The sequence below is a fragment of the Kribbella sp. NBC_00359 genome, from assembly GCF_036097425.1.
GTDB lineage: Bacteria > Actinomycetota > Actinomycetes > Propionibacteriales > Kribbellaceae > Kribbella.
The window spans coordinates 5066454-5091668 of sequence record NZ_CP107975.1; the positions used below are offsets into that span (position 1 = coordinate 5066454).

Annotated in this window: 30 protein-coding genes; 7 read left to right on the forward strand and 23 right to left on the reverse strand. The window is 68.4% G+C overall.

Features of this window, described 5'->3' with window-relative positions:
- Positions 1-957, reverse strand: a complete 957-nt coding sequence (locus tag OG876_RS24930; protein ID WP_328519045.1) for a GlxA family transcriptional regulator — start codon at positions 955-957, stop codon at positions 1-3.
- 116 nt (positions 958-1073) lie between these two features.
- Here OG876_RS24930 and OG876_RS24935 point away from each other — a divergent pair, with 116 nt between their 5' ends.
- Complete coding sequence (locus OG876_RS24935; RefSeq protein WP_328519046.1) at positions 1074-1538, forward strand: VOC family protein; 465 nt, start codon at positions 1074-1076, stop codon at positions 1536-1538.
- On the opposite strand, the gene OG876_RS24940 is transcribed toward OG876_RS24935, so the two are convergent.
- Complete coding sequence (locus tag OG876_RS24940) at positions 1510-2595, reverse strand: FAD-dependent oxidoreductase (protein ID WP_328519047.1); 1086 nt, start codon at positions 2593-2595, stop codon at positions 1510-1512. The two genes, OG876_RS24935 and OG876_RS24940, sit on opposite strands and share 29 nt — an antisense overlap.
- A 40-nt stretch (positions 2596-2635) precedes the next feature.
- Here OG876_RS24940 and OG876_RS24945 point away from each other — a divergent pair, with 40 nt between their 5' ends.
- On the forward strand, positions 2636-3535 hold the full coding sequence (locus OG876_RS24945; protein WP_328519048.1) for a LysR family transcriptional regulator: 900 nt from the start codon (positions 2636-2638) through the stop codon (positions 3533-3535).
- Here the strand turns inward: OG876_RS24945 and OG876_RS24950 are convergent.
- From OG876_RS24950 to OG876_RS24985, 8 genes are all read right to left on the reverse strand, one after another.
- Positions 3525-4007 carry a 2,4'-dihydroxyacetophenone dioxygenase family protein gene (locus tag OG876_RS24950; RefSeq protein WP_328519049.1) on the reverse strand — a complete coding sequence of 161 codons (483 nt, stop codon included), beginning with the start codon at positions 4005-4007 and terminating at the stop codon, positions 3525-3527. The genes OG876_RS24945 and OG876_RS24950 overlap by 11 nt on opposite strands.
- An 11-nt stretch (positions 4008-4018) precedes the next feature.
- Positions 4019-4723 (reverse strand): SDR family NAD(P)-dependent oxidoreductase, encoded by a 705-nt coding sequence (locus OG876_RS24955; protein ID WP_328519050.1) that lies wholly within the window; start codon positions 4721-4723, stop codon positions 4019-4021.
- Positions 4724-4814: 91 nt separating this feature from the next.
- On the reverse strand, positions 4815-5465 hold the full coding sequence (locus OG876_RS24960; RefSeq protein ID WP_328519051.1) for a hypothetical protein: 651 nt from the start codon (positions 5463-5465) through the stop codon (positions 4815-4817).
- 87 nt (positions 5466-5552) lie between these two features.
- Positions 5553-6257, reverse strand: coding sequence for a hypothetical protein (locus tag OG876_RS24965; protein ID WP_328519052.1), 705 nt, complete (start codon positions 6255-6257; stop codon positions 5553-5555).
- 79 nt (positions 6258-6336) lie between these two features.
- Positions 6337-7872, reverse strand: coding sequence for a precorrin-2 C(20)-methyltransferase (locus OG876_RS24970; RefSeq protein ID WP_328519053.1), 1536 nt, complete (start codon positions 7870-7872; stop codon positions 6337-6339).
- Positions 7872-8504 carry a precorrin-8X methylmutase gene (locus OG876_RS24975; protein WP_328519054.1) on the reverse strand — a complete coding sequence of 211 codons (633 nt, stop codon included), beginning with the start codon at positions 8502-8504 and terminating at the stop codon, positions 7872-7874. The genes OG876_RS24970 and OG876_RS24975 overlap by 1 nt, the downstream gene beginning before the upstream one ends.
- Positions 8501-9595, reverse strand: coding sequence for a precorrin-3B synthase (locus OG876_RS24980; protein WP_328519055.1), 1095 nt, complete (start codon positions 9593-9595; stop codon positions 8501-8503). The genes OG876_RS24975 and OG876_RS24980 overlap by 4 nt, the downstream gene beginning before the upstream one ends.
- A gap of 10 nt (positions 9596-9605) precedes the next feature.
- On the reverse strand, positions 9606-10772 hold the full coding sequence (locus OG876_RS24985) for an MFS transporter (protein ID WP_328519056.1): 1167 nt from the start codon (positions 10770-10772) through the stop codon (positions 9606-9608).
- 157 nt (positions 10773-10929) lie between these two features.
- On the opposite strand from OG876_RS24985, the gene OG876_RS24990 reads away from it, so the two are divergent.
- Both OG876_RS24990 and OG876_RS24995 read left to right on the forward strand, forming a co-directional pair.
- Entirely contained in the window at positions 10930-11433 is a 504-nt protein-coding gene (locus tag OG876_RS24990; RefSeq protein WP_328519057.1) for a mycothiol transferase, read from the forward strand.
- Positions 11434-11481: 48 nt separating this feature from the next.
- Positions 11482-11964 carry a MarR family winged helix-turn-helix transcriptional regulator gene (locus OG876_RS24995; RefSeq protein ID WP_328519058.1) on the forward strand — a complete coding sequence of 161 codons (483 nt, stop codon included), beginning with the start codon at positions 11482-11484 and terminating at the stop codon, positions 11962-11964.
- 608 nt (positions 11965-12572) lie between these two features.
- Here the strand turns inward: OG876_RS24995 and OG876_RS25000 are convergent.
- From OG876_RS25000 to OG876_RS25015, 4 genes are all read right to left on the reverse strand, one after another.
- A complete protein-coding gene (locus tag OG876_RS25000; RefSeq protein ID WP_328519059.1) occupies positions 12573-13193 on the reverse strand; it encodes a dihydrofolate reductase family protein in 621 nt (206 codons plus the stop codon).
- On the reverse strand, positions 13193-13696 hold the full coding sequence (locus OG876_RS25005; protein WP_328519060.1) for an SRPBCC family protein: 504 nt from the start codon (positions 13694-13696) through the stop codon (positions 13193-13195). The genes OG876_RS25000 and OG876_RS25005 overlap by 1 nt, the downstream gene beginning before the upstream one ends.
- 3 nt (positions 13697-13699) lie before the next feature.
- Positions 13700-14041 (reverse strand): ArsR/SmtB family transcription factor, encoded by a 342-nt coding sequence (locus tag OG876_RS25010; protein ID WP_328519061.1) that lies wholly within the window; start codon positions 14039-14041, stop codon positions 13700-13702.
- Positions 14042-14302: 261 nt separating this feature from the next.
- On the reverse strand, positions 14303-14641 hold the full coding sequence (locus tag OG876_RS25015; protein WP_328519062.1) for a hypothetical protein: 339 nt from the start codon (positions 14639-14641) through the stop codon (positions 14303-14305).
- Between the two features lie 163 nt (positions 14642-14804).
- Here OG876_RS25015 and OG876_RS25020 point away from each other — a divergent pair, with 163 nt between their 5' ends.
- The 3 genes from OG876_RS25020 to OG876_RS25030 all read left to right on the forward strand — a co-directional run bounded on the left by OG876_RS25020 (position 14805) and on the right by OG876_RS25030 (position 17151).
- Positions 14805-14999 carry a hypothetical protein gene (locus OG876_RS25020; RefSeq protein WP_328519063.1) on the forward strand — a complete coding sequence of 65 codons (195 nt, stop codon included), beginning with the start codon at positions 14805-14807 and terminating at the stop codon, positions 14997-14999.
- Positions 15000-15116: 117 nt separating this feature from the next.
- Positions 15117-16544: a DHA2 family efflux MFS transporter permease subunit gene (locus OG876_RS25025; RefSeq protein WP_328519064.1), complete on the forward strand. Its 1428-nt coding sequence runs from the start codon at positions 15117-15119 to the stop codon at positions 16542-16544.
- Positions 16537-17151 (forward strand): TMEM175 family protein, encoded by a 615-nt coding sequence (locus OG876_RS25030; protein ID WP_328519065.1) that lies wholly within the window; start codon positions 16537-16539, stop codon positions 17149-17151. Before OG876_RS25025 ends, OG876_RS25030 begins: the two co-directional genes overlap by 8 nt.
- Here the strand turns inward: OG876_RS25030 and OG876_RS25035 are convergent.
- From OG876_RS25035 to OG876_RS25075, 9 genes are all read right to left on the reverse strand, one after another.
- Positions 17144-18715: a carboxylesterase/lipase family protein gene (locus OG876_RS25035; RefSeq protein WP_328519066.1), complete on the reverse strand. Its 1572-nt coding sequence runs from the start codon at positions 18713-18715 to the stop codon at positions 17144-17146. The two genes, OG876_RS25030 and OG876_RS25035, sit on opposite strands and share 8 nt — an antisense overlap.
- 56 nt (positions 18716-18771) lie before the next feature.
- A complete protein-coding gene (gene cobF / locus OG876_RS25040; RefSeq protein ID WP_328519067.1) occupies positions 18772-19530 on the reverse strand; it encodes a precorrin-6A synthase (deacetylating) in 759 nt (252 codons plus the stop codon).
- A 32-nt stretch (positions 19531-19562) separates the two neighbouring features.
- Positions 19563-19913, reverse strand: a complete 351-nt coding sequence (frdD, locus tag OG876_RS25045; protein WP_328519068.1) for a fumarate reductase subunit FrdD — start codon at positions 19911-19913, stop codon at positions 19563-19565.
- The gene (locus OG876_RS25050; protein ID WP_328519069.1) at positions 19910-20290 is read right to left on the reverse strand and encodes a fumarate reductase subunit C; all 381 of its coding nucleotides are present in this window, start codon (positions 20288-20290) and stop codon (positions 19910-19912) included. Before OG876_RS25050 ends, frdD begins: the two co-directional genes overlap by 4 nt.
- The gene (locus OG876_RS25055; protein ID WP_328519070.1) at positions 20287-21030 is read right to left on the reverse strand and encodes a succinate dehydrogenase/fumarate reductase iron-sulfur subunit; all 744 of its coding nucleotides are present in this window, start codon (positions 21028-21030) and stop codon (positions 20287-20289) included. The genes OG876_RS25050 and OG876_RS25055 overlap by 4 nt, the downstream gene beginning before the upstream one ends.
- A gap of 2 nt (positions 21031-21032) precedes the next feature.
- Positions 21033-22775 (reverse strand): fumarate reductase (quinol) flavoprotein subunit, encoded by a 1743-nt coding sequence (gene frdA / locus OG876_RS25060; protein ID WP_328519071.1) that lies wholly within the window; start codon positions 22773-22775, stop codon positions 21033-21035.
- 93 nt (positions 22776-22868) lie between these two features.
- Entirely contained in the window at positions 22869-23102 is a 234-nt protein-coding gene (locus OG876_RS25065) for a hypothetical protein (protein ID WP_328519072.1), read from the reverse strand.
- Between the two features lie 83 nt (positions 23103-23185).
- A complete protein-coding gene (zwf, locus tag OG876_RS25070; RefSeq protein ID WP_328519073.1) occupies positions 23186-24682 on the reverse strand; it encodes a glucose-6-phosphate dehydrogenase in 1497 nt (498 codons plus the stop codon).
- Between the two features lie 71 nt (positions 24683-24753).
- Positions 24754-25131 (reverse strand): VOC family protein, encoded by a 378-nt coding sequence (locus tag OG876_RS25075; RefSeq protein WP_328519074.1) that lies wholly within the window; start codon positions 25129-25131, stop codon positions 24754-24756.
- Positions 25132-25215: the final 84 nt, after the last annotated feature.

Sequence of the window (25215 nt, forward strand, 5' to 3'; positions counted from 1 at the left end):
TCACACGCTGCGGAGCGAGGTGGTGGTTTTGCCGGTGCGCTGGCGAAGGAGCGTGCGGAGGGTGTTGGCCTGCTCGTAGCCGACTTTGCGGGAGATCGTATCCAGGGACAGGTCGGTGGTGCGCAGCAGGTGGATGGCGCGTTCGATTCTGAGGTCCTGGACGAAGCGGATGGGGGACGTGCCCATGGTCCGTTGGACCGTGCGCTGGAGGGTCCGCTCGCTGACGCCCAGACTCCGTGCGGCTTCGGGGATGCTGATCGCCTCGGCGAGGCGGTCGCGGGCCCAGCGTTCGAACGCGGCGACGACGGGGTCGTTCTGGGCCAGTTCGCTGGGCATGATGTACGGCGCTTGCGAGGGGCGTTCGTCGACGACGAGGTAATGAGCGACGAGGTCGGCGACGGCGGGACTGCCGGTGCGGACGAGCGCGAGCGCCAGGTCGAGATGGCCGAACGCGGCTCCGGCGGTGGTGATCGTGTCCTCGTGGACCACCATGCTGCCTTGCTCGAGCTGGATCTGGGGGTAGCGGGCACGGAACGCCGGTGCCAGCCACCAGGTGGTTGTAGCGCGCAGCCCGTCGAGGACACCGGCTTCGGCCAGCAGGAACGTGCCGGCGCAGGCCGAGGCGACCGCCGCGCCGCGGGCGTGGGTCTTGGCGATCAGCTCCCGTGCGGGCAGCGACCGGTCGCCGGCAACGAGCTCGACCAGTGCTTCAGGCCGGCGCTCGTTGATGGCGGGTACGACGAGCAGGTCCGCCGAATCGGCCCGGGTGACGGCCACGCAGTCGACGAGGTGCCCCGCCGAGGTACGGACTTGCGGGTCGAAGCCGATGGTCGTGACGTGCCAGCGCGGGGGCTCAGCCAGTTGCTCCGCCATGGCGTTCGCGGTGTCCAGCACGTCGAGGATCGACGCCAACCCGGAGTCGAACACGCCCGCACTGACCAGAACCGCGATCTCCACGTCGGAAACTCTATCAATCGTGTCGTTTCCGCCACTGACGAGGCGGGCGATCAGCGACGTACGTTGTGCGTGGCGCCAGGGAAACCAGCAATTGGACAACCAGAAAGAGAGTGGACATGAGCTCCACGCGCAACGATGCGGGCGTCGGCGATGGCGAGCTGCACCTCGAGAACGACGTCATTCCGGTCTCCGACGTCGATCGCTCCAAGCAGTTCTACGAACGCTTGGGATGGCGGCTCGACGACGACGTCGCCCCGCTGGACGGTCTGCGGATCGTCCAGTTCACCCCACCGGGCTCCCCCTGCTCGATCACGTTCGGCACCGGACTCACCCCGGCCGCGCCTGGCTCGGCGCAGGCGGTGCTGGTCGTCTCCGACATCGAAGCGACCCACAAAGATCTCGTCAGCCGTGGCATCGACGTGGTCGATGTCTGGCACGGCCCGCCGTTCCCCGTCGAGGCACGGCAGCCCGGCCCTGACCCGGAGCGCACCAGCTACGGCTCGTTCTGCTCGTTCACCGATCCGGACGGCAATACGTGGCTGGTCCAGGAGATCACGACGCGACTGCCCGGTCGGGTCTGACCTCGGGTTTGAGGAGGTCGCGGAGGTCGCGGGCGGCGGTGAAGCCGGCTCGGTTGGCGCCGATGGTGCTGGCGGACGGACCGTAGCCGACCAGATGGATGCGGGGGTCGAGGACGGTGGCGGTGCCGTTCATCCGGATGCCGCCGGAGGGCTCGCGGAGGTGGAGGGGAGCGAGGTGCGCCAGCTCGGCGCGGAAGCCGGTGGCCCAGAGGATCGCGTCGACGTGCTCCGAACGCCCGTCGACCCACTCGACGCCGTCGGGCGTGATGCGGGTGAACATCGGGAGCCGGGTGTAGACGCCGCGCTCCAACGCAGCCTGCTCCTGCTCGCGGAGGTGCAGGCCCGTCACGCTCACCACGCTCCTCGGCGGCAGGCCCGCCCGGACTCGCTCCTCGACCTTCGCGACCACCTTGCGGCCGTACTCGGGATTGAAATCCTCACCGGTCCGCCACTCCGGCGGGCGGCGCGTGACCCACGTGGTCGTCGCGACCTCGGAGATCTCCGCGAGCAATTGCACCGCCGACGCACCACCTCCGACGACCAGCACATGCTGCCCGGCGAATTCGGCGGGGCCGTTGTAGTCGGCCGTGTGTAGCTGCCGTCCACGGAAGGTCTCGATCCCCGGATACCAGGGGATGAACGGCCGGTTCCAGGTCCCCGTCGCGTTCACCAGAGCCGCCGTACGGTAGCTGCCGGCAGATGTCCGCACGTCGAACCCATCGTCCACGGCATGCACGCTCGACACGGTCACCGGCCGCACGACAGGCAACTCGAACCGCTTCTCGTAGGCCGCGAAGTACGACGGCACAAACGCATTCGCCCGCTCCGGCCCAGCGCTCGACGGCACCGGCACGCCCGGCAGGTTCGCGATCCCGTGCACGTCGTGCATGGTCAGCGAGTCCCACCGATGCTGCCAGGCCCCACCCGGCTGCGGGTTCCGATCCAGCACGACGACCTCGTCGTACGGCGTGAAGCCCAGCCGCACCAAGTGGTACGCAGCCGACAAGCCGGCCTGGCCGGCGCCGATCACCACTACCTCGAGCACATCAGAGGTCAACGTCCGGACCGGCGGCGGTCTTCCCGGTTAGCGTGATGCCATGGATCTCACCGCGGCGTACGGGTTCCGGATGGACTGGATCGTCAGCTTCGTCGCCGTCGCCCGCCACGGCGGGTTCTCGGCCGCGGCCAAGGCGACCTTCCGCTCCCAGTCGCGGATCAGCGAACACATCGCCGAGCTGGAGAAGGCCCTCGGCGTGCAACTCTTCGACCGCACCACCCACCCGACCGGACTTACCCCGGAAGGACGTGCACTCGTCCCGCACGCCGAGGAGATCCTCAATCGCCTCAACGACCTGGCGTCTGCCGGGGGAGAGGTCCGCTTCGGCACCTACCCGAGCGCCGCGGCCTGGCTCTTCCCCCAAGTGGTACGACGCCTGCCCGCCGAGATCAGGCTGCATCTGGTCGAGGGGCCGAGCATCGACCTCGAAGGCGCCCTCGGGCGGGGTGACGTCGACCTCGCGATCCGGCCGGTCCATCCGTTGGTGGCGTTGGAGTCGCTGCACCACGAGATCCTCTGGACCGAGCCGCTGGTCGCCGTGTTCCAGGACGGCCACCCGCTGGCCGCGGCGCCGGAGGTCAGCCTCGGGGAGTTGGCCGAGTTGCCGCTGATCTCGATCGGAGAGACCTCCGGCGTACGCCAGTTCGAGTCACACCTTGCGTTCGCCTCCGCCGGACTCAACCCGGAGAGTGTCTTCCGCACCAACCAGCCGCAAACCCTGCTCTCGCTGGTCCGCCACGGCCTGGGCACCGGCGTCACCAACGCACTTGCGGTCACCACCGCCAACATCACCGGCGTACGCCTGGTCCCGATCAGCGACTCAGGAGTGGAGCGGCAGGTGGCGCTCTTCGTCCACCGCGACCGGCCTCGCACCCCGGCGCTGGACCAGGTGATCACTGCGGTCCGCGCCGTACCGCCCCCGACCTGGCCTAGCGGATGAACTGGTCCACGTAGTCCGCTCCGAGCCCGTTCGACCCGTAGTGGTCGCGGCAGAGCTGGATCTTGGTGAACGTGTCCTCGTACCCGGTCTGGTTGCCCTCGTCATCGACGTAGATCATCGCGCCGGAGATGTTGAAGAACGTGATCATCTCGGTGCAGTCCTCGGGCACTCGCAACGTGTGGATCTCGCCCGGCGGTTCGTAGACGAACGACCCGGTCTCCGCGACCCACCCGTGTTCGTCGTACTGCCACTTGCCCTTGATCACATAGCCGAAGACCGCGCTCGGGTGCCGGTGCCGGGACACGATGCCGGACCGGGTGACCTTGAGCAGGTTGCACCACTGACCGGTGACCGTGTTCAGCATCAACGGCCGGAACCACACGTCCGGCGCCTGCGGCACCCACAGCCGCTCGTCCTCGGGCACCGCCGGTACGGCGATCTCCGCGGGCACACCTGCTGAAACCGGGATCATCGACTGCTCCTTCACATGCTCTGGTATCCGCCGTCGACCGGTACGACGGTGCCGGTGACGAACCCCGCGTCCGGCCCGGCGAGGAACGCGATCACACCGGCGACCTCGGCGGGCGTGCCCCAGCGGGCCATCGGCGTACGGGAAAGGATCCGGTCGGAGGCGACCGGATCGGCTTGCAGCGCGGCGGTCAGGTCGGTGGCGATCCAGCCGGGCGCGACCGCGTTCACCCGGATGCCGTCCGCGGCCCACGCGACCGCGAGCGACTTGGTCAGCTGGACGATCCCACCCTTGCTGGCGCTGTACGCCGGGACGAGCGGACCACCGAAGTAGCTCAGCATCGACGCGACGTTGACGACACAGCCCCGGCTCGCGGAGAGCAGGTCGTGCGCCGCCTCGGCCGCTCGCATCGCGCCGGTCAGGTTGATCTCGACGACCTCGCGGAACACCTCCGGCCGGTGCTCGTCACCTCGCCGGATGATGCCGGCCGCGTTCACTAGGACGTCGAGACCGTCGAGCGACTCGATCAGGTTCTCGAGGGCGTCCGGCTCGCGCAGATCGAGCTCGCGAACGTCGGCGACCCTCCTCAGCTCCGGCGGGGCCTTCGAGCTGCCCAAGCCGGCGGCGATCACGGTCGCGCCGTCGGTGCCGAACCGCAGCGCCGTGGCCGCGCCGATCCCACTTGTGCCTCCGACGACGAGCGCAGTACGGGCTGACATGTCCGGCATCCTGCACGGCGCGGGCACCTCGGGCAAGGAAGACCCGGACGGCGGATGGGAGCTATCCGCCGTCCGGGTCTGGTCTGTGCTGTCAGTCGCCGCTGAGGTCGATGCGGCGGTGGTAGCGCTGCCCTGCCTTGCCGCCGACCAGCGCGGCCAGCAGCGTGACCACGACAGCCGCCGCGAGAGCGACCAGTCCGCCTGTGGTCAGCGTGTGGACCGCGATCGGCAGTGACGGCAGATCCACCCGGTTCAGGACGTCGTACTGCGAGCCGGCCAGCGCGGCGATACCCGCGACGACGACCGTCACCAGTACGCCGATCAGCCAGACGCCGAAGCCCTGCCGGGCACCGTCGAACCGGGCCAGCCGGCCGGCGACGTACCCGCCGTTGTAGTAGGCGATCGCCAGGATCACGACCAGGACCGCGCCGGACACGACGCCGATCGTGCCCGCGTCGGCCTTGGCCGCGTTCCAGTCGATCGGGGTCGCGTAATCCACGCCGGCCGCGATGGCGCCGACGATTCCGGTCAGCAGGGCGATCAGTCCGATCGCGACCAGCCAGCCGAAGAACGCGGAACCGCCTTTGAAGCCCCGGTACGCCGGGTCCACCTCGGTGGCGGCCGACGTCCGGATGTCCGCTCGGTGCGACGGCTGGGCTTCTTGCTCGTGCTCAGCGCGGCGCAGCGTGCGGGTCTCATCGAGCTGCTGTGTTTCCGTGTCGTCACGGTAGTGCTGGACCATCGTCAGTTCTCCTCACCGGCAGGCCCCGTGCACTCGTCCGGTACCCGCGAAACCGCTGGCCATGCGTGGTGAGGTGGTAACTGACCGCTAGTCGAGCAAACGGTCGATCTTGTCGTGGTACCGCTTACCGGCCTTTCCACCGAGAATCGCGGCCACCAGCGTCAGCAGCACCAGCGCGGCCGCCGCGACGATCCCGCCCATGGTGAGCGTGTCGTTGGTCAGCGCCACGTCCGGGCGATTGATATCGGCGATCAGGTCGTACTGGTGGTCGAGCAGCACGCCGCCGCCGGCCGCGAGGACCGAGACCAGCAGTGCGATCATCCACACGCCGAAGCCCTGGCGCCCACCGTCGAAGCGAGCGAGCCGGCCGGCGACATACCCGCCGGCGTAGAAGGCCAGGCTCAGCATGAGGACGCAGACGGCCGCAGCGGTGACGGCCGCCGCGCCGGGGTCTGCCTTGGCGTCGCTGCTGGTGTAGTCCAGGACCTGCGCGGTGCCGAGGGCTGCCGCAGCGACCGCGGCCAGCAGCAGCACCGACATGGCGATCGCGATCAGCCACCCGAAGAACGCCGCACCGAACTTGAAACCGCGGTAGGACAGCAGCTCGGGATCGACGTCCGGCTCAACAGCTATCGCTGGGAGTGTCCCCGTCCTTGATGGTTGGTCCACGGGGATCGAAATGGTGCTCATCGCCTGGTTCGCCGCCGCCCTCATCTCCTCGTAGCGCTGCGTGCTGGTCGTTTCGGGGTCGGGCGTTGTGATCGTGGCAGTCTCGCCGTACTGCTGAGCCATCTCCGCTGTTCTCCTCACTGGTCAGCCTCGCGCGGTCTCTACCCTCTGGCAGCGCGTCTGACACAGGCGGAGGGCGGATTTAACCGGCCCCTGGCGTGTGCTCACTCACCGTCGCTGGATAGCGGCGCGGAGTGAAGACCAGGGGGCCGGCCGGGCGGGGCACGGTGCGGGTCTGCGACGAGCCGACCAGTAGCAGGCAGCGCATGTCAACCGCCTTCGGGTCGAGCTCAGCCAGGGTTGTGACGGTGATCGCTTCCTGGGGACCGCCCACGTCGCGGCCGATCACGACCGGAGTGTCCGCGGAACGGTGTTCGAGCAGCAGGTCGCGGGTCGCGGCCACCTGCCAGGTGCGGGACTTCGACGCGGGGTTGTAGATCGCGATCGCGAGGTCCGCTCGAGCTGCTGCCGTCAGCCGCTGGGCGATGACCTCCCACGGCTTGAGCCGGTCCGACAGCGACAGCACGCAGTAGTCGTGCCCGAGCGGTGCCCCGACCCGGCTGGCGACGGCCTGCGCCGCAGTCATGCCGGGCAGCACGCGTACGGCGATATCGGCGTACTCGGGTGCCGACGCGACCTCCGTGACCGCACTGGCCATCGCGAACACCCCGGGGTCACCGGACGAGACCACGACCACGGTGGAGCCCTTGCGCGCCAGGTCGAGGGCGAACGCGGCCCGCTCGGACTCGACTCGGTTGTCCGACCCGTGCTTGCGCTGACGGGCGCGGTCCGGCAGGCGTTCGACGTACGGGCCGTAGCCGATCAGGTCGTCGGCCCCCGCGATCGCGGCGCGCACCTCGGGGGTCATCCACTCCGGCCCGGCCGGTCCGAGGCCGACCACGGTGACCGAACCGTCCGTGGCGGTCTTGGGCGCCGGGGGAGTGAAGGTGTTGTTGATCGGGCTCGGGAGCAGGGCGAGGGAGAAGTACGGGACGTCGTCCGGGTCAACCTCGTTGAGGGGAGCCGTGCGCTGCGTATCGGTTGTCGCACGTTCGACGTACCACGCCTCGTCGGCGCGTCCGGCCAGCTCGAAGGCCTCGCGGACGTTGTGGAACGTCCGGCCGAGCTTCATCACCGCCGCCGCGTCGGTGCTGCGGAGGCGGTCGGCGAGGATGTCGGGTGGCAGGGTCCCGGGCAGGACGGTGAGGATCTCGTCCCGCTCGCACAACGGCCGCCCGAGTACGGCGGCCGCCGCGCTCACCGAGGTCACGCCGGGGACGACCTCACACGGGTAGCGGTCGGCCAGCCGCTTGTGCATGTGCATGTAGGAGCCGTAGAAGAGCGGATCGCCCTCGGCCAGTACGACGACGTCGCGGCCGGCGTCGAGATGCGCGGCGAGCCGCGCGGCACAGTCGGCGTAGAAGTCGTCCATCGCGCCCTGGTAGCCGCCGGGATGATCGGTCGTCTCGGTCGTCAGCGGGTAGACCAGGTGCTCCTCGAGTTGGCCTTCCCTGAGGTACGGCGCTGCGACACTTCGCGCGATGCTCCGGCCGTGACGCGCACTGTGAAACGCGATCACATCGGCGGCACCGATCAGCCGGGCAGCCTTCACCGTCACGAGCTCCGGATCGCCCGGTCCCAGCCCGACACCCCACAACCGTCCGGTGCGGTCGCCCATCACTCTTCCTCGCTCGCGATCGCGTTGACGGCCGCCGCGGTGATCGCACTCCCACCGCGACGGCCGCGCACCACCAGGTACTCCAGGCCGAGCTCGTTCGCCGCCAGCGCGTCCTTGGACTCCGCCGCGCCGATGAACCCGACCGGGATCCCGAGGATCGCGGCCGGTCGCGGCGCGCCGTCCTTCAGCAGCTCGAGCAGGCGGAACAGGGTCGTCGGAGCGTTGCCAATAGCAACGACCGAGCCGCTGAGGTGCTCATGCCAGAGATCGACCGCCGCGGCGCTCCGGGTGGTCTGCAACTCGTGCGCCAGCTCGATAGTCCTCGGATCCTGCAGTGTGCAGATCACCTGGTTGTCCGCGGGCAGCCGGCGCCGGGTGATGCCGGCCGCCACCATCTGCGCGTCACACAGGATCGGTGCGCCATCCTGCAGCGCAGCCCGGGCGTTCTTGACGACATTGGGCGACCAGGCGAGGTCCGCGACCAGATCGGTCATCCCGCACGCATGGATCATCCGTACGGCGACCTGCGCCACGTCGGCCGGAAGCTCGCCAAGTGCCGCCTCACGCCGGATCGTCGCGAACGACCGCCGGTAGATCTCCGCGCCGTCCCGCACGTACTCGAACCCGCTCACATCCGCTCTCCGTCCACCAGATATCCATTGCCCACAGCAACCACATCCACGAACTCGCCGGCCGGCTTCCCGCACCGCCGCTCACACCCCGACCAATGCACCCGTCGCCCGTCCCGCTCCATCCCGGGCACCACCCGCCAGGCGTCCCCCCGAACATCAGCCAAGGCTTTCGCACACCCCGGTCGCCCCGCACACGCCGTCACACCCTCCCAGACCGAGTCCGCGGTGGTAACCAACCCAACCCGCTCCAGCGCTTCGGTCGACACCACAGGCACCACAACCGATCGCCATGGCGTGAGCCGGATCTCGTCAGCAACCTCAGTGAGCACACCAGCCTGTTCCTGGGTGAGGGTTCCGAGTGGGACGGTCACCACGAGTGCGGACCCGTGCCGACCGGCCGCGACCGTGGTGCTCGTCGTCGGGAGGTCCTCGGTCGGCTGCAGCTCGAGCCGGCTGAGGATGCGGTTCTCGCCGTCGTCCAGCTCCGCGATCCGCCACTCCTGGGCGTCACGCTCGGCCAGGAATGCCTCGGCAGCCGCAACCATCAAGCCGGCCGCATCGTCCCAACGCACCCGGACTCCGCGGGTGCCTAGGCTCAGGAGGGCTTCGTGGTCGTCTATCGCTCGGACAGAGACGTCAGCGCGCACGCCGGCCAGGTCACCGCGACCGTCGTCCAGGGCGAAGAGGAAGCGACCTGGCAGCTCAGCCAGCGCAGGGCGGGCGCAGAGCTCTCGGTCGACCGCGGCAGCCACCGGGAGTACGTCGTACCGGGACTCTTGGTCCAGACCGGAGAGTGGGGACGCGAGGATGTTGCGGACTCGCTCGTGCGTCAGTGACGGCAGCAGTCCGGCCGCGTAGAGCCGGTCCGATAGTTCGCGCGGCCCGTCTGGTCTCAGCGCGCGGATCTGCACGTTCCCGCGCGATGTCAGCTCCATTCGCCCGTCACCCAGCTCTCGACTGGCCGACCGCAGCACCCCGAGCTGCTGAACGCTCAGCACCCCACCCGGCACCCGTACCCGCGCGAGACCGCCGTCGGCTGCCTGGTGTACCGCCAGCACACCAGGGCACCGATCGGTCTGAGTCCTCGCCACAACCGCGATGCTACGTGCCCGGCACCTGCTGTGTTCTGGACCACAGCAGCACGCCGACCGTGAGCGCCGCGCCCACGGCGCCGCACACCATCACCGCCGACACAGACCACGCGTCGACCACCAGTCCGCCCAGCAGTGCCCCGATCGACAGCACCGCCTGGAACGACGAGGTGAAGAGTACGGTCGCAGCCTCCCGAGACTGTGGTGCGGCCTTCGCGAACATGCTCATTGAGCACACCGGGATCCCGCCGTACCCGAGTCCCCACACCACCAACAGCAGCAGGGCTCCCGCCGTACTGCGACCCACTGCGGGCATCAGCACCGTCGCCGTCGCGATCAGACCAGCGCAGCCGGCGAACGTGAGCGTGAGGTTGCGGGCGGCCGCAGTACTGGCCATGAGGTTCCCCACCAGGCCGGCGGCGCCGTAGATCAACAGGAACACCCCGATCAGCTCTGGCCGTACGACGTCCCGCAGTAGAGGCGTCACGTAGGTGTAGGTGGCGAAGTGCGCCGACACGATGAGACAGGTGACGATGAGTGCGTTCCGGCTTCCTCGCAGCGCATCCCGCAGTACGGCGGGCCGTGTGACCTGTAGTGGCGGCAGCGGAGGGACTGTGAGGTAGAGGGCGGCGAGGACGACTAGTGAGAGCACTCCGAGCGCGACGAACGACGTACGCCACCCTGCCAGCTCACCCACGAACGTCCCCAGAGGTACGCCGAGCACCGAGCCGAGCGGGACCGCGGAGAAGATGACTGCGGTCGCGCGTACGGTCCACTGCTCGGGGACCAGGCGCCCGGCCAGGCCGGCGCCGATCGACCAGAAGCCGCCGATGGTCAGGCCGACCAGGAAGCGGGCGAACAGTTCGAGCGAGTAGACCGGAGCGGCCGCGGCGAGGAAGCCGGCCGCGGCGAGCAGCACCATCAGGGCACACAGCATCAGGCGCCGGTCGAGCCGGGCTGTTACGACTGTCACGACCGGTGCGGCGGCGGCCGCGACCAGGCCAGGCATCGTCATCAGCCAGCCGGTGCGGCCTGGTGTCAGGTCGAAGTCGGTGCCGATCGGGGTGAGCAGTCCGATCGGCAGGATCTCGGTGGTGACGATGGCGAAGATCCCCAGCGTCACCGCAACCACTCCGAGCCACCGGACGATCGGCGTACGCGTTGCTGTGACAGTCATGCGAGCAACTCAACCTCGCCGTCCGCGCGTCGACTCGCGGTTTTGCGCTAGTGCCCTTCGGAGCAAGCTGGACGTCGTTTTTCTGCTATGGCTCCCGCCCTGCGAGGTTTTGCGCGAGTGCGGGCGGTTGTCGGTGGGGCGTGGCAGGGTCGGCGGCATGGTGCTCAGGGACCGGCCGTGGCCGGCGGACGACTCGACGCTGCGGCAGTCGGTGATCGGGTACTTCGAGTTCATCCACACGACCGCGGTGAACAAGGTGGACGGTCTGGATGAGCAGCAGGCCCGGGCGACGCCGCTCGCGACGTCGCCGGTGATGAGCCCGCTCGGTCTGATCAAGCACCTGACCGCCGTGCAGCGGCAGCACATCCAGCGGACGATCGGCGGCCAGGACCTGCCGTCGTTGTGGCGGTCCGACGACCATGACCACGAGTTCCGGATCGGGGCCGAGGAGACGGTCGCTTCGGTGCTGGCGGCGTACGACGCGGAGTGGGTACGGTCGCGGCGGACGCTGGGTGAGGTCGACTGGGCCGGGTTCGTCGAGGGGTATCGCGGGCCGATCCGGGTCGAGCGGCTGCTGGCCGACGTACTGCAGGAATCGGCCCGCCATCTCGGTCACCTTGACATCGTGCGCGAACTGATCGACGGCGCCCGGGGAGAATGATCCGCAGCGGATCATCTTTCAGTAGATAATCCGCGCTATGCTCGGATCATGGCGAAGACACCACCGCGTACGGTTCCCGACCTCACCGGCTACCTCACGCATGCCGGTCACGTCCTCGAGACCCAGCTGTCCGCGGCGCTGGCGGAGGTCGGGCTGACGCTGCGGATGCAGTGCGTCCTGCGGCACGCGCTCGAGGAGGAGCGCACCCAGATCCAGCTCGCCGAACTCGCCTACATGGACAAGACGACCATGGTCGTCACCGTCGACGCCCTCGAAAAAGCCGGCTACGCCGAACGCAAGCCGTCGGCCACCGACCGCCGCGCCCGCATCATCGCCGTCACCGAAGCCGGCGCCAAGATCGCCGCCGAAGGCCAGCAAATAGTCGACCGAGTCCACGCCGAGGCCCTCGCCGCCCTCGCAGCCCCCCAACGCAAACCCTTCGTAGACGCCCTGGTCACCCTGGTCGACGGTCACCTCTCCACCCCCGTAGAGGCCCAGCCCGTACGCCGAGCCCGCCAACGCGCCAGCTAACCCCCAAGCCAGCCCCAAACGACACCGCTCCGCGGTGGCTGTTCTGTTGGCCGCCTCCGGCGGCGTGCGCGGACCGGTGTCCGGGCGGATGTGATCGGCGCCTGGACCGCGCCCAGGAGCGTCTAAGGGCACCGCTTCGCGGCGGCTGTTCTGTTGGCCGCCTTCGGCGGTGGGCGCGGGATCGGATTCCGGGTGGATGCGATCGGCGCGTGGACCGGGCGCCTGGGAGCTGCTAAAGGTCACCGCTTCGCGGCGGCTGTTCTGTTGGCCGCCTTCGCGGTGGGGCGGACTGGTGTTCTGGGTGATGTGATCTGCGCCCGAGCTGTGAAGCCGGGGGTAGTTCAGGAGCGGCGGGGAGCTCGACGCGGCATGTGTTTGTGTAGCGGGGACGGGGAAACTCGGGCACCGGTGGGAGTGGCGGGAGAAGGTTCGCGTCGGGGCTGAGGGGGCTCGTACGGTGGCGGCAGGAGGCCCGCGTTTGAGCTGGCGACCTTCGCCACGTGGTCAGCGAGGGACCGATCGGCCTGTGACCCGAGGAACCGTCTGCGTGCCAACCGCGTGGGTGTTCCTTCGCGTCCGCCGTCCGCCGTGTGTCGTCCGCCGGCCGCCTACCGCTCCCGGACGGCGTAGGTCAGGTGCGTCACCCTCGGGGAGTGCTCTGCGCGGATCGGCTCCAGGGCCACGCGGTCCGCGTCCACGCCGTCGAACAGGCGGATTCCGGAGCCGAACAGCACGGGCGACAGCGCGATTGAGAACTCGTCGATCAGGACGGCGTTCAGGTACTCCAGGATCGTCGCGCCGCCGCCCGCGATGCGGACGTCGCGGTCGCCGGCGGCCTCGCGGGCCTGGTCGAGCGCGGCCTCGATGCCGTCGTTGACGAAGTAGAACGTGGTCCCGCCCGGCCGCTCCCAGGGGTCGCGCTTCTCGTGCGTCACGACGAAGACCGGCGTGTGGAACGGCGCCTCCTCCGGCCACATCTGCTCGCCGGCGTCGAACATGCGCTTGCCCATGACGCTCGCGCCGGTCCGCTCGAACGTCTCGCGCGAGATGTCGTTGTCGCGCCCTTCCTCGCCGCCCTCGCCGAGCTTCAGGTTCTCCCGGAAGAAGCGCAGCGGGAAGATCCACTGCTGGAGTTCCATCCACTGCTTCCCCATCAATTCCCCAAGAGATCCGGGCGCGATGAAACCGTCGAGCGACATCGTCACGCCGAAGAACACCTTCCCGGCCATCAGCCCTCCGCCCCCTTCCGCAGGAGGTCGACGTAGGCAGCCAGATTGTCCAGGGTCTGCCCGCCGCCCTCGATCGCGTGGTACTTGTCGACCGCCTCGTCGCGCAGTTCCTTCGTGGGGAACACCGTGCGCATCTCGATCCGGGTCGCCGCGCCGTCCGGCGTGAAGGTCAGGACCGACTCGAAGGCGTTCGGGTCGTTGCGGGACTCACCGTGCAGCAGCTCGATCCGCTCCGGCGGGGCGATGCGCAGCCAGCGGATCCACTCGGAGTAGTCGGTCCCGTCCGGCCCGTGCAGTACGAAGTCCCACTCCCCGCCCTCGCGGAACTCGAAGGACCGCGTGGTCGTGGTGAACCCCTCCGGCCCCCACCACTGCGACAGGTGCCGGACCTCGGTGAACGCCTCGAACACCAGCTCCCGCGGGGCGTCGATGACCCGGGAGATCACGATCTCCCGGTCGGCCGTCGCCGGCTCCGTCCGCGTTTCTTGCCTTGCCGCTGCCATCGGTCAGTCCTCCTGCCGTGTCTGCTTGAGATCCTGCACGTAGGTGTCCAGCCGGTCGAAACTCTCGTTCCAGTACCGCTCGAATCCGCCGACCCACTCGTGGACCGGCCGCAGCCCGCGGGCGTCCAGGCCGTAGAGGCGCTGCTTGCCTGCCTTGCGGTCCCGCACCAGACCGACCTCCCGGAGCACCCGCAGGTGCTTGGACGCCCGCGGCTGGCTCATCCCCAGCTCCTGGGCCAGGTCGGTCACCGGCCGCTCACCCGCCCGCAGCAGCACCAGGATGTCCCGGCGCTGCGGCTCGGCGATCGCGTTGAACGCGTCCGACGTCGTCGCTGCTCGTGCCATGGTCGCAATCATATGCCCATATCGGCATGCGTCAAGCCGAGCTGAATCAGGTATCGGTGTCTCGCCAGGCTCGACGCCGCTGCCGGCGGGCTACCAGCACTTGGCCTGTGTTTGCAGGTCCTTGACGTGGATGACTAGGAGGCGGTCGTCCTCGTCCAGCAGCAGTGCCGGGTGTTGGCAGCCGTGTTCCACGACTCGACGAAGGGGGCGGTTAGTTGGTGGGTGGGAGTTGTGGTCTTGCCGGGGATCTGGTGTGGCTGGTCAGTGGGTTTCCCAGGCTGGATGGTGGGGGTTGTCGTTGTGGATGATGACGTGGGCGTGGTCGGTGGGGTGGACTGTGGTGGCGTAGAACTGTTGGGAGGGGATGTAGCGGCTGCGGTAGCGGCGTTCTACGTCGGTGGCGGATCTGGACGGGGTCTGGTCTCGGGTCCGGGCGCGGTCCAGGGTCCGCTCGAAGGTGGCGGACACGAAGATGCGCAGGTCCCAGCGATCGATCAGCTCTGGGCGCATCAGGAACACGCCGTCGAAGAGCAGTACGGCGTCGGCGGGTGCTGTCACGAGTGGTTCGGACAGCGGCGTGTCAGTGACCTTGTCGTACACCGCCCGTTGAAACCTTCGGTCTCCGCCCGGGCCCAGCGGATCGAGCAGCAGTCGGTGCAGCGCGTCGAAGTCGAAGCTGTCGTGATAGCAGCCTTCGGGAGAGTCCTCGCCGCGCCGATAGCGTTGTGATCGGGGCGTCAGGAAATCTTCGATCGTTGCGCGGATGACGTCGCGACCGCGCGCGCAGGACGACGGCGAGCTCGTCGGCCAGCGTGGTCTTGCCGACGGCGGGGGATCCGTCGATGGCGACCCGCGTCGGGTGCGCGGCCGGGACGGATTCGACCGCCTCGGCCAGGCGGCTGAGCAGCTCGCCGCGGGTGCCGTTCTCCATGCTCTGCCGCCGATCCCTGCGTCGTGAACTGTTGCGTCGAGCCCACCTTATGGTGGTCGAGGGCTGATCCGATAAAAGATCGTCTAGTACGGGACTATCTGTTATGGTCGTTCTTGTCAGATCAGTACGACAAGGAGACGACCGATGTCGGTAGATGTTCTGGGTTCTTCGAGCACGAGTGGCAGGGCCGCGCCGGGGCGCGTGAAGTCGCTGGTCGTGCTGTGCGTGATGCAGTTGATGATCATCCTGGACGCGACCGTGGTGACGGTCGCATTGCCTACGATTCAAGGGGATCTGGGGTTCTCGCAGGCCGGGCTGGCCTGGGTGATGAACTCGTACCTGATCGCCTTCGCGGGTCTGCTTCTGCTGGCGGGGCGGATCGGGGATCTGATCGGCAGCAAGCGGGTGTTCGTGGCCGGGCTCGGGCTGTTCACCGCGGCCTCACTGCTGTGTGGACTGGCCGGCAGTTCGGAGGTGCTGATTGGCGGGCGGTTCCTGCAGGGTGTCGGTGGTGCCCTGGCCTCAGCGGTGATCCTGGGCATGATCGTCAACCTCTACCCGGGTCCGGGTGAGCAGGCGCGCGCGATGGGTGTCTACAGCTTCACGTCCGCGAGCGGCGCGTCGATCGGACTGATCTTCGGCGGGGTGATCACGCAGACCGTCGGCTGGCACTGGGCGTTTCTGATCAACGTGCCGATCGGACTGACCGCGCTGGCGTTCGCGTTGCGACTCCTCACGCAGCAGAAGGGCCTCGGCCTCGGCAAGGGCGCTGACGTGCTGGGCGCTGTACTGGTGACCGCAGGTCTGTCGCTGGGCGTCTACACGATCGTCCAGACCGCCGAGCCGCACGCGACGCTCCTGCGCACGCTGATCCTCGCAGCGGTCTCGATCCTCCTGCTGGCGGCGTTCGTACTGCGTCAGGCCCGCATCGCGAACCCACTGCTGTCACTGCACATCTTCCGCAAGCGTCAGTTGACCGTGGCAAACGTTATCGTCGTGCTGCTGTTCGCAGCCGGCTTCGGCTTTCAGTTCACGACTGCGCTCTACGTGCAGCGAGTGCTCGGCTATGACTCGCTCACGACCGGACTGGCCTTCCTGCCCGCGCCGATCATGAACGCCGTGATGTCCCTGTCCATCGCACCCCGTCTGACCGTCCGCTTCGGTCCGCGCACCATGCTCAAAGCAGGCCTGGCCGCCTTCTTCGTGGCGCTGGTCTGGATCAGCCAGGCACCAGTGGACGGTTCGTACGTCGTCAACGTCGCTCCCGTACTCGCGGTGATGGGCGCGGGGATCGGACTGGCCATCCCGGCCGCGATCATGCTGGCCATGTCCGGTGCGGACGCCAAGGACGCCGGACTCGCCTCAGGCCTGAACAACACCGCACAGCAGGCCGGTGCGGCTGTCGGGACCGCCGTACTGGCGACACTGGCCGCTTCCACGACGACGAACCGGCTGGCTGACGGTGCAAGCGACGTACTGGCGCTGCGGGACGGCTACAGCGTCGCGTGGATCACAGCGGCCGCCTTCGTCCTGGCAGCCCTGCTACTCGCTACTGTTGTCGGCCGTGAGTAAGACGAGGGATCCCGACCGGCTGGTTCTGTTCACCGATGCTGTCGTCGCGATCGCGATCACGCTGCTGATTCTGCCGTTGGTGGACGTGGTCACCGAGGCCAAGAACCATGGGGTCGACGCGTTCGGCGTGATCACCGAGAACAAGGCGCAGATCTACTCGTTCCTGCTGAGCTTCGTGGTGATCTCGAGCTTCTGGCTCGGCCACCACCGGGTGTTCGAGCACGTGAAGGCCTACACCCCGGCCATCATGCGGCTGAACCTACTGTGGCTGCTCACGATCGTGGTGCTGCCGTTCCCGACCCAGATCGTCGGCGTTTACGACAGCGACCAGTTCACCGCCGGCCTCTACACCGGCACGATCCTCCTGCTCAGCATCTGCCAGTCCGCGCTCACCTGGATGGTCCGTGGGCATCAGGAGCTCGAGGACCCGGACAACCCGGTCAGCAGCCGGGAGCTCGCCGGCTCGTTCGTGATGACCGGGTTGACCCTGGTCGCCTTCCTCCTGGCGGCCTTCGTGCCCGGAGTGCACTTCTATGCGTTGCTCCTACTACTCCTGTCGCCGATCGCGCTGCGCGTCTGGGCTCGGCGGCCAGTGAAGATCAGCTGAGTCCCGCCCAGAAGGCGCAGTGGTGTTCGGTGCTGAGGTTGACCGGCTGGATGCCGCCCTGGTCCGTCGGAGCCAGTGACAGGCCGTTGATGGTCTGACTGCCGGTCGGCGACCAGTGCGGCCGGTCCGGTCCGTTCGGGTTGCCGGTCCGGGCGAACGCCGTCCAGTAGTCGATCATCTGGTTCGACAGCCGTTGCTGCGTCTCCGGCATCGGGAAGTCATAGCCACCAAGCCGGAACAGATACGGCAGCTCCATGGCGTGCGCGGCGCCCAACCCGGGTTGGGCGATCGGCGAGTGCTTGTCCGCGAACTCGTACGCGTACACAGGCGCCTTGCGAGCGGCCTGCTGGTCGGTGGCGACCTGCGTGCACGACCAGATCCGATCCGTGGTCACCGCGCCCCACGCTGCCGCCGGCGACTCGTACCGGTCGAGTGGGTAGTGCCGCAGGACCATCGGAGTCTGCTGGGTGCCCACCATGTTGGTCACCAGTTGCGGGTAGTCCTTGATGTCTCCGAACGCGGCCGTCCACCCGTTCGCCTCGTCGCGGTTGTTGCCGGAGATGATCGGGACGCGGTGGAACAGTCCGGCCTTCATGGCCGTTGCCGGACTCAGCGGTACCGCTGCGGTGCCGCCGTACCCGACCTGGGTGAAGTTGAGCGTGTCCTCGACCAGTACGTCGGACTTCACGGCGCGGAGGCAGTCGAGCATGGACTGGCCGGGCTTGCAGGCCAGCCTGGTCTTGTTGCCGTCGGCCCACTCCTTGCCGTTCGCCTGGACCCGGCTGACCGGGATCCACGGGGAGTCCGCGGCCTGACCCGGGTACTGGCTGTTGTCGGCCCAGTTGAAGGCGCAGGAACCGCTCTGCATGATCGCCTTCGCGAACAGCCCGGCAGATGTCGGGGAGGTCAGCTGCGCGCAGACACTCATGCCGCCCGCGGACTCGCCGGCCACGGTGACGTTCCGCGGGTCGCCACCGAAGGCCCGGGCGTTGCGTTGCACCCAGCGCAGGGCGGCCTGCTGGTCCTGGATGCCATAGGTGCCGGAGCCCGGGAGACCCGGGTAGCCGAAGAACCCGAAGATGCCGAGCCGGTAGTTGACCGTCACGACGACCACGTCGCCCCGGGTGGCGAACTTGGACGCCTCATAGCTGTTGCCGGCGCCGGTGAAGAACCCGCCACCGGGAATCCAAACCACGACGCCTCGCGGCTTCGGCGACGAGGATGCCGGCGTGGTGACGTTCAGATAGAGGCAGTCCTCGGCCGTGGCGCCGTCCGGTGCCTCGGAGTTGGGCTGCTGCGGACACGGGTTGCCGAGTGCCGACTCCCGCACCCCCTTCCACGGCTTCACCGGCTGCGGCGCCTTCCACCGCAACGCGCCCACCGGGGGAGCGGCATACGGAATCCCGTCGAAGACCCGCGCGTCCCCGACCGCCTTGCTCGCCACGAGCCCGGCATCAGTTCGTACGACGTCCTGTTGCGCGGCCGTACTCGGCTCCGCGGCACCCACCAAGAGCCCGGCCGGGGCGACCGCCGCGGCCAGCATCACCAAGAGTTTCTTCGTCATGCCGGAAGCGTCGCCGTGATCACGCCTCCTCCGCTTCGGCCCGAAGGCCAACCCACCTACACCTTTGGTCTACGTCGGAGCAGGTACGTGTCCATGATCCAGCCTTTGCGTTCGCGGGCCTCGGCGCGGACCTTCTCGATCTCGGCGGCGACCTCGCGGAGCGGGCCGGAGATGAGGATCTCGTCGGGGGTGCCGAGGTAGGCGCCCCAGTAGATGTCGGCGTCCTGGTCGAGGTGCTCGGTGAACGCGGTCTGCGCGTCGAGCATCACGACCACGTCGTCCACGTCGTCCGGCCACGCCTTCGCGAGCCGCCGGCCGGTGGTGATCTGGATCGGGCGGCCGACCTGGTTCAGGCCGACCCGGTGCCGCGCGGCCAGCGTCGACACGCTGCTGATCCCGGGGATCACCTCGACCTCGAAGACCAGCTCGCCTCGCGCCAGGATGTCGTCCAGGATCGCCAGCGTGCTGTCGTACAGCGACGGATCACCCCAGACCAGGAATGCGCCGACCTGATCCTCGCCGAGCTCCGACGCGATCAGCTCCGCACACACGTCGGCCCGGCGGCGACGCCAGTCGTCGACGGCTTCGACGTACGCGCTGGTGGTCCGGTCCCGCTCGGGGTCCCGGCCGACGACCACGCGATGGTCCTGCGCGTACCGCCGCAAGATCTCCGACCGCAGGTCGACCAGCTCTTGCTTGACCTCACCCTTGTCCAGCACGAAGAACACGTCGACCCGTTGCAGCGCCGACACGGCCTGCATCGTCACCTGCTCGGGATCACCCGCCCCGACGCCGATCACCACGATCTCCCGCATGCGCGCAGACTATGTCACCGGTCTGCGGTGACTCAGACGGACACCAGCAGGCCCGCGGCGATGACAGATCCGACGATGGCGCCGCCGTAGCACAGGATCACGATCGGTACGGCGTACCGCTTCAGCTGGAGGCCGTCGTACAGGGTGTAGCGGAAGCGGTGAGCCCAGTGGAACAGGGCCAGCGCGCACACGCCGAACAGCACCAGCCGGGTCAGCGGATTCCGCAGTACGGCGAACAGATGCGCATGCGTCGGCGGTGTCAGCCAGTCGAGCGGGAATGCGATGCCGAACAGGAACAGCAGCACCGGGATCATCAGCGCGGCGACCATGCCGCCGGAGCTGAACAGCATCCAGAGGAACGGCTCGGGGGAGCGGCGGTTCATCGGAGCACCACCCAGGCGACGATCGCCGACAGCACCACCCAGGCGACGTAGTGCGCGGCAACGACCTGCCGCGCAGGCAGCCGGCTCCCACGCACCTTGACGACCATCGCCCTGGGCGCCAAGCCGAACCACGTCACCACGTGCAGCAGCACGAAGAGCATCGCGAGCACGTTGATCGCGACCACCCACCAGTGTCCACTCCGCTCCAGGAACCGCTGGTACGACGCGTCGCCGTCACTCACCGCCTTGACCAGCAGCAGCAGGTACACCACGGACCACGCGACGAAGACACTGCTCAGCTCGCGCAGAACGAAGAGCAGATACGAGCGGCGCTCCAGCCACCAGAACAGGTGGACCGGCCGCTGATAGACGCTCATCGCCGGCGCCGCGGCATCAGCAGGTCCTTGATCGCCTGGGTCGCCGCGGTCAGCTTGTACCGCTGGATCGCGCCCGCCGGATCCACGCCCTTCGGACATACCGCACTGCACTCACCGACGAAGGTGCAGGCCCAGATGCCCTCCGGTGACGTCAGTACGGCGCTCCGCTCGTCGGCACCCTCGTCCCGGGAGTCGAGGTTGTACCGCTGGGCGAGCGCGATCGCCGCCGGCCCGAGGAAGTCCTGGTCGAGGCTGTAGACCGGGCAGGCCGAGTAGCACAGCATGCAGTTGATGCACATGCTGTACTGCTGGTACTCCTCCAGCTCCTCCGGCGTCTGCAGATACTCGCCCTGCTCGACCGGGCTCTGCACGTCCCGGATCACCCACGGCTTGACGGTCGGGAGCTTGTCCATGAAGTCGCCGATGTCGATCACGAGATCGCGGATCACCGGGAAGTTGTTCAGCGGCTCGACCCGGATCGGACCGGGCGCGTAGTCGGTGAGGAACGTGGCACAACTCAGCTGGGGCTCGCCGTTGACCGTCATGCCGCAGCTGCCGCAGATGCCCATCCGGCACGACCACCGGAACGACAGCGTCCCGTCCAGGTGGTCCTTGACGTAGGCGAGCCCGTCGAGGATCGCCCAGTGCTCGCGCAGCGGCACCTGGTAGGACTGCATCACCGGTTCTTTGTCTTCCCCCGGCCGGTAGCGCGCGACCTCGAGGGTGATCTCGTCTGCCATCACTACCTCCCGTACACCCGTTCTCCGGGTGGCCACCGCGTGATCGTCACCGGCAGATACGTGACCCGGCGGGTCCCGTCCGGTTGGCGCCGTACCAGCGAATGCGCCAGGAAATGGTCGTCGTCGCGGGCCGGGAAGTCGGTGCGCTGGTGGGCACCGCGCGACTCCTCCCGGCGCGCCGCGCAAGCGATGATGCTCTGGGCAACATCGAGCATGAAGCCGAGCTCGAGCAGGGCGACCAGCTCGGTGTTGAAGTTCTTGCTGTGGTCATCGATCGCCGCATGCTCGTACCGCAGCTGCAGCTCCTCCAGCCGATGCGCCGCCTTGGCCAGCGAGTCGCCGTCCCGATAGATGCCGGCCCCGTTCTCCATCGTGGTCTGCATCTCGGTCCGGATGTCCGCGATCCGTTCGTGGCCCTCCGCGTGCCGGGCCAGCTCCTCGGTGAGCCTGCGCTCCTCGTCCCGGCCCTGCGCCTCGACAGCCTTGGGTACCGCGTTGCGGTAGCGGCCGGCGAACACCGCGGCGGCCCGGCCGGCCCGGTTGCCGAACACCAGACACTCCGGCAGCGAGTTCGACCCCAGCCGATTGGCGCCGTTGATGCTGACGCAGGCCACCTCGCCGGCGGCGTACAGACCCTCGAGTGACGTCGCGCCCCGGATGTCGGTGTGGATCCCGCCCATCATGTAGTGCACCACCGGACGCACCGGGACCAGCGAGGTCACCGGGTCGATGTTCTGGTACTTCGAGCACAGCTCGCGGACGAACGGCAGCTTCGCGTCGATCAGCTTCGCACCGAGGTGCCGCAGGTCCAGATTCACCACCGGCCCGTACGGCGTGTCGATCGTGCGGCCCTTCTCCTGTTCGTGCACGAACGCCTGCGACAACCGGTCGCGCGGTCCGAGCTCCATGCTGCGCAGCACCGGGGTCGGGGACGGCGTACCGAGGTCGTAGTCCTGCAGGTAGCGATAGCCGTCCTTGTTGAGCAGCCAGCCGCCTTCGGCCCGGGCCGCCTCGGTGATGAGGATGCCGGTGAACGGCAGGCCGGTCGGGTGGTACTGGACGAACTCCATGTCCTTCAGCGCCGCGCCGGCCCGGTACGCGAGGGCCATCCCGTCGCCGGTCTTGATGTTCGCGTTGGTGGTGAACGGGTAGACGCGTCCGCAGCCGCCGGTGCACACGATCACCGTGCTCGCGGTGATGGTCTCGATCCGCCCGGTCGCCAGTTCGATCGCGACGACGCCGTACGCGCGGCCGTCGTCGACCAGGATCTTCGTGACGTACCACTCGTCGTACCGGACGATGTCGGAGTACGAGAGCGCGGTCTGGAACAGCGTGTGCAGCAGGTGGAACCCGGTCCGGTCGGCCGCGAACCAGGTCCGCCGCTTCTTCATGCCGCCGAACGCCCGGACGGCGATCCGGCCGTCGGGCTGACGGCTCCACGGGCAACCCCAGTGCTCGAGCCGGAGCAGTTCGCGGGGCGCCTCGGCGACGAACGCCTCGACCGCGTCCTGGTCACACAGCCAGTCGCTGCCGGACACCGTGTCATAGGCGTGTTCGTCGAGGCTGTCGTCGTCGGCGGCAACGGCCGCGGCACCACCCTCGGCCGACACCGTGTGGCTGCGCATCGGATACACCTTCGACACGACCGCCACCCGCAGCGCCGGATTGGTCTCGGCCACCGCAATGGCCGCACGGAGCCCCGCGCCGCCGCCCCCGATAACGACCACGTCATGAAACGTGCTCATCCACGTCCTCGCTTCGCTCCGGGTGCGGATGAGACACGAGATGCACTGTGCTGTTTGATGAACTCGCTGCGCTCGTCCATGGGCCTACCCCAGTCAAGCCTCATGGTCGCCGCTGTGCTCGTCCAGCAGGATCTTGCCGTCGTGGCGCACGGTGCGGATCCGGACACTGCCGTCGTGGAACTCGTGCCGGATCCGCCGGCACCCACAGGCGTAGCTCACGTCGTCGAACCGGAAGCCCTCGAAGTCGTCCTCCTGGCTCCGGTCCGCATCCCCCACCCGCCCGCAGGGCGCCTGCTCCGCCGTCAGATGCGTCTTCGTCCCTGTCATTCGCCAACCCCCTCAGCGCTCGAGGCGTTTGTGACTGACATCACACCTCGATAGTGCGCCTCGGTCCGGGCGGCGGCAATGGCTTACTGCTTAGCTTCGCGCCACTCGCGTTCGAAGGGCAGGCGCCAGGCGCGCGGGGCGATCAGTTGGTGGATCGCGTTCGGGCCCCAGGTGCCGGGCGCGTACGGCTTGACCGGAGGCGGGTCCTCCAGCAGGATCGCGGACCGGTCCCACAGCGATTCGATGCCCTCGGCGGTGGTGAACAGGGTGTGGTCGCCGCGCATCGCGTCCAGGATCAGCCGCTCGTAGGCCTCCAGTACGTCGCCCGCGCTCCCGGTCTCCTGGGTCGAGAACTGCATCGACAGCTTCTCCAGCCGCATCCCCGGCCCGGGCCGCTTGCCGTAGAACGACAGCGATACCCGGGACGAGTCGGCCAGGTCGAAGGTCAGGTGGTCCGGACCCTCCGAGCCGACCCCGGAACCGGTCGGGAACATCGTCTTCGGCGCCTCCTTGAAGGCGATCGAGATGATCCGCATGCCCTCGGCCATCCGCTTGCCGGTGCGCAGGTAGAACGGCACCTCGGCCCAGCGCCAGTTGTCGATCTCGACCTTCAGCGCGATGAACGTCTCGGTGTCGGAGTCCCGCGCGACCCCGTCCTCGTTGCGGTAACCGGCGTACTGGCCGCGGACCACATCGCTGGGCTGGATCGGCAGCATCGACCGGAAGACCTTGTTCTTCTCCTCCGAGATAGCCCGCGGCTCCAGGGCGGTCGGCGGCTCCATCGCGACGAAGGACATCACCTGCATCAGGTGGGTGACGACCATGTCCTTGAACGCGCCGGTCGGCTCGTAGAACGTGGCCCGCTGGTCCAGCCCGAGCGACTCCGGGATGTCGATCTGGACGTGGTCGATGAAGTTGCGGTTCCAGATCGGCTCGAACAACCCGTTGGCGAACCGGAACGCGAGGATGTTCAGCGCGGCTTCCTTGCCGAGGAAGTGGTCGATCCGGAAGATCTGCGACTCGTCGAAGGTCTCGTGCACGAAGTCGTTCAGCTTGATCGCGCTCTCCAGGTCGTCGCCGAACGGCTTCTCCATCACCACCCGGGCCCGGTCGACCAGGTCCGCGTCGCGCAGCATCACGATCACCGCCTGCGCGGCCTTCGGGGGCACCGACAGGTAGTGCAGCCGGCAGGCGTCCGGCCCGAGCTTCTCCTCCGCCGCCTTGACGGCCACCGCCAGCGCCTCCGGCCCGGCCGAGACCGGCACGTACTCGAGCCCGTCGGCGAACTGCGCCCACTCCTCGTCGGACATCTTGTGCGTGCCGAACCGCTCGACCGCCTCCCGCGCCCGGGCCCGGAACTCGTCGCACGTGAGCTCCTCGGTCGCCGTACCGATGATCCGTACGTCGGGCGCGAACTTGGACTGCTGCAGATACGCCAGTCCCGGCAGCAACTTGCGCTTGGCGAGGTCGCCGGTGGCGCCGAACAGCACGATCACGTGCGGCGCGAGCGGCTCTTGATCCCGTCGCGACGGCCGCGACCCGGGCGCCGGGTACGCAATGGTCTGAGTACGGTCAGGCATTCAATCCTCCCGAGGACACCACCGGAGCCAACACACTTCGCAGTGTAAGTGGCCCCGGTGACGCTCAGACGTCAGGCGGATTGCCAGAGTCCGAGGACGTTTCCCTCCGGATCCTCGAAGTACGCGGCGAAGCCCATGTCGCCGACCGGGAGCTTCTCGCCGACCTGCTTGCCGCCGAGGCTCTCGACGGTCTTCAGCGCCGCATCGAGGTCGTCCACGTCGATCGTGAGCATCGGCCCGCGGAGCGCCTCGGTGCGCTCGAACATACCGCCGTTGATGAAGCCGGGCTCGGACGGCATCGACTGATCGTCCACCGGTCCGGTCGACGCCATCGTGTAGTTCATCTCCGGCATCTCCATCAGGTTCCAGCCGAACGCCTCCCGGTAGAACGCCCGGGCCCGGTCGCCGTCGCTGTACGGAACCTCGAAATGCACCACTCGCCCTGCCATCGCACACCCTCCCCTGGTGATCAGTTCGTTCTCGACGCTAGACCCGGTCCGGCGTCGCTTCCAGACCTCGACGATTACCGTGGA

Excerpts from the sequence above, each read along its gene's own strand:
- OG876_RS24935 (WP_328519046.1), top strand. The coding sequence starts at position 1,074 with ATGAGCTCCACGCGCAACGATGCGGGCGTCGGCGATGGCGAGCTGCAC.
- OG876_RS24945 (WP_328519048.1), top strand. The coding sequence starts at position 2,636 with ATGGATCTCACCGCGGCGTACGGGTTCCGGATGGACTGGATCGTCAGC.
- OG876_RS24950 (WP_328519049.1), bottom strand. The coding sequence starts at position 4,007 with ATGATCCCGGTTTCAGCAGGTGTGCCCGCGGAGATCGCCGTACCGGCG.
- OG876_RS24955 (WP_328519050.1), bottom strand. The coding sequence starts at position 4,723 with ATGTCAGCCCGTACTGCGCTCGTCGTCGGAGGCACAAGTGGGATCGGC.
- OG876_RS24960 (WP_328519051.1), bottom strand. The coding sequence starts at position 5,465 with ATGGTCCAGCACTACCGTGACGACACGGAAACACAGCAGCTCGATGAG.
- OG876_RS24965 (WP_328519052.1), bottom strand. The coding sequence starts at position 6,257 with ATGGCTCAGCAGTACGGCGAGACTGCCACGATCACAACGCCCGACCCC.
- OG876_RS24970 (WP_328519053.1), bottom strand. The coding sequence starts at position 7,872 with ATGGGCGACCGCACCGGACGGTTGTGGGGTGTCGGGCTGGGACCGGGC.
- OG876_RS24985 (WP_328519056.1), bottom strand. The coding sequence starts at position 10,772 with ATGACTGTCACAGCAACGCGTACGCCGATCGTCCGGTGGCTCGGAGTG.
- OG876_RS24990 (WP_328519057.1), top strand. The coding sequence starts at position 10,930 with ATGGTGCTCAGGGACCGGCCGTGGCCGGCGGACGACTCGACGCTGCGG.
- OG876_RS24995 (WP_328519058.1), top strand. The coding sequence starts at position 11,482 with ATGGCGAAGACACCACCGCGTACGGTTCCCGACCTCACCGGCTACCTC.
- OG876_RS25000 (WP_328519059.1), bottom strand. The coding sequence starts at position 13,193 with ATGGCCGGGAAGGTGTTCTTCGGCGTGACGATGTCGCTCGACGGTTTC.
- OG876_RS25005 (WP_328519060.1), bottom strand. The coding sequence starts at position 13,696 with ATGGCAGCGGCAAGGCAAGAAACGCGGACGGAGCCGGCGACGGCCGAC.
- OG876_RS25010 (WP_328519061.1), bottom strand. The coding sequence starts at position 14,041 with ATGGCACGAGCAGCGACGACGTCGGACGCGTTCAACGCGATCGCCGAG.
- OG876_RS25020 (WP_328519063.1), top strand. The coding sequence starts at position 14,805 with ATGACGTCGCGACCGCGCGCGCAGGACGACGGCGAGCTCGTCGGCCAG.
- OG876_RS25025 (WP_328519064.1), top strand. The coding sequence starts at position 15,117 with ATGTCGGTAGATGTTCTGGGTTCTTCGAGCACGAGTGGCAGGGCCGCG.
- OG876_RS25035 (WP_328519066.1), bottom strand. The coding sequence starts at position 18,715 with ATGACGAAGAAACTCTTGGTGATGCTGGCCGCGGCGGTCGCCCCGGCC.
- cobF (WP_328519067.1), bottom strand. The coding sequence starts at position 19,530 with ATGCGGGAGATCGTGGTGATCGGCGTCGGGGCGGGTGATCCCGAGCAG.
- frdD (WP_328519068.1), bottom strand. The coding sequence starts at position 19,913 with ATGAACCGCCGCTCCCCCGAGCCGTTCCTCTGGATGCTGTTCAGCTCC.
- OG876_RS25050 (WP_328519069.1), bottom strand. The coding sequence starts at position 20,290 with ATGAGCGTCTATCAGCGGCCGGTCCACCTGTTCTGGTGGCTGGAGCGC.
- OG876_RS25055 (WP_328519070.1), bottom strand. The coding sequence starts at position 21,030 with ATGGCAGACGAGATCACCCTCGAGGTCGCGCGCTACCGGCCGGGGGAA.
- frdA (WP_328519071.1), bottom strand. The coding sequence starts at position 22,775 with ATGAGCACGTTTCATGACGTGGTCGTTATCGGGGGCGGCGGCGCGGGG.
- OG876_RS25065 (WP_328519072.1), bottom strand. The coding sequence starts at position 23,102 with ATGACAGGGACGAAGACGCATCTGACGGCGGAGCAGGCGCCCTGCGGG.
- zwf (WP_328519073.1), bottom strand. The coding sequence starts at position 24,682 with ATGCCTGACCGTACTCAGACCATTGCGTACCCGGCGCCCGGGTCGCGG.
- OG876_RS25075 (WP_328519074.1), bottom strand. The coding sequence starts at position 25,131 with ATGGCAGGGCGAGTGGTGCATTTCGAGGTTCCGTACAGCGACGGCGAC.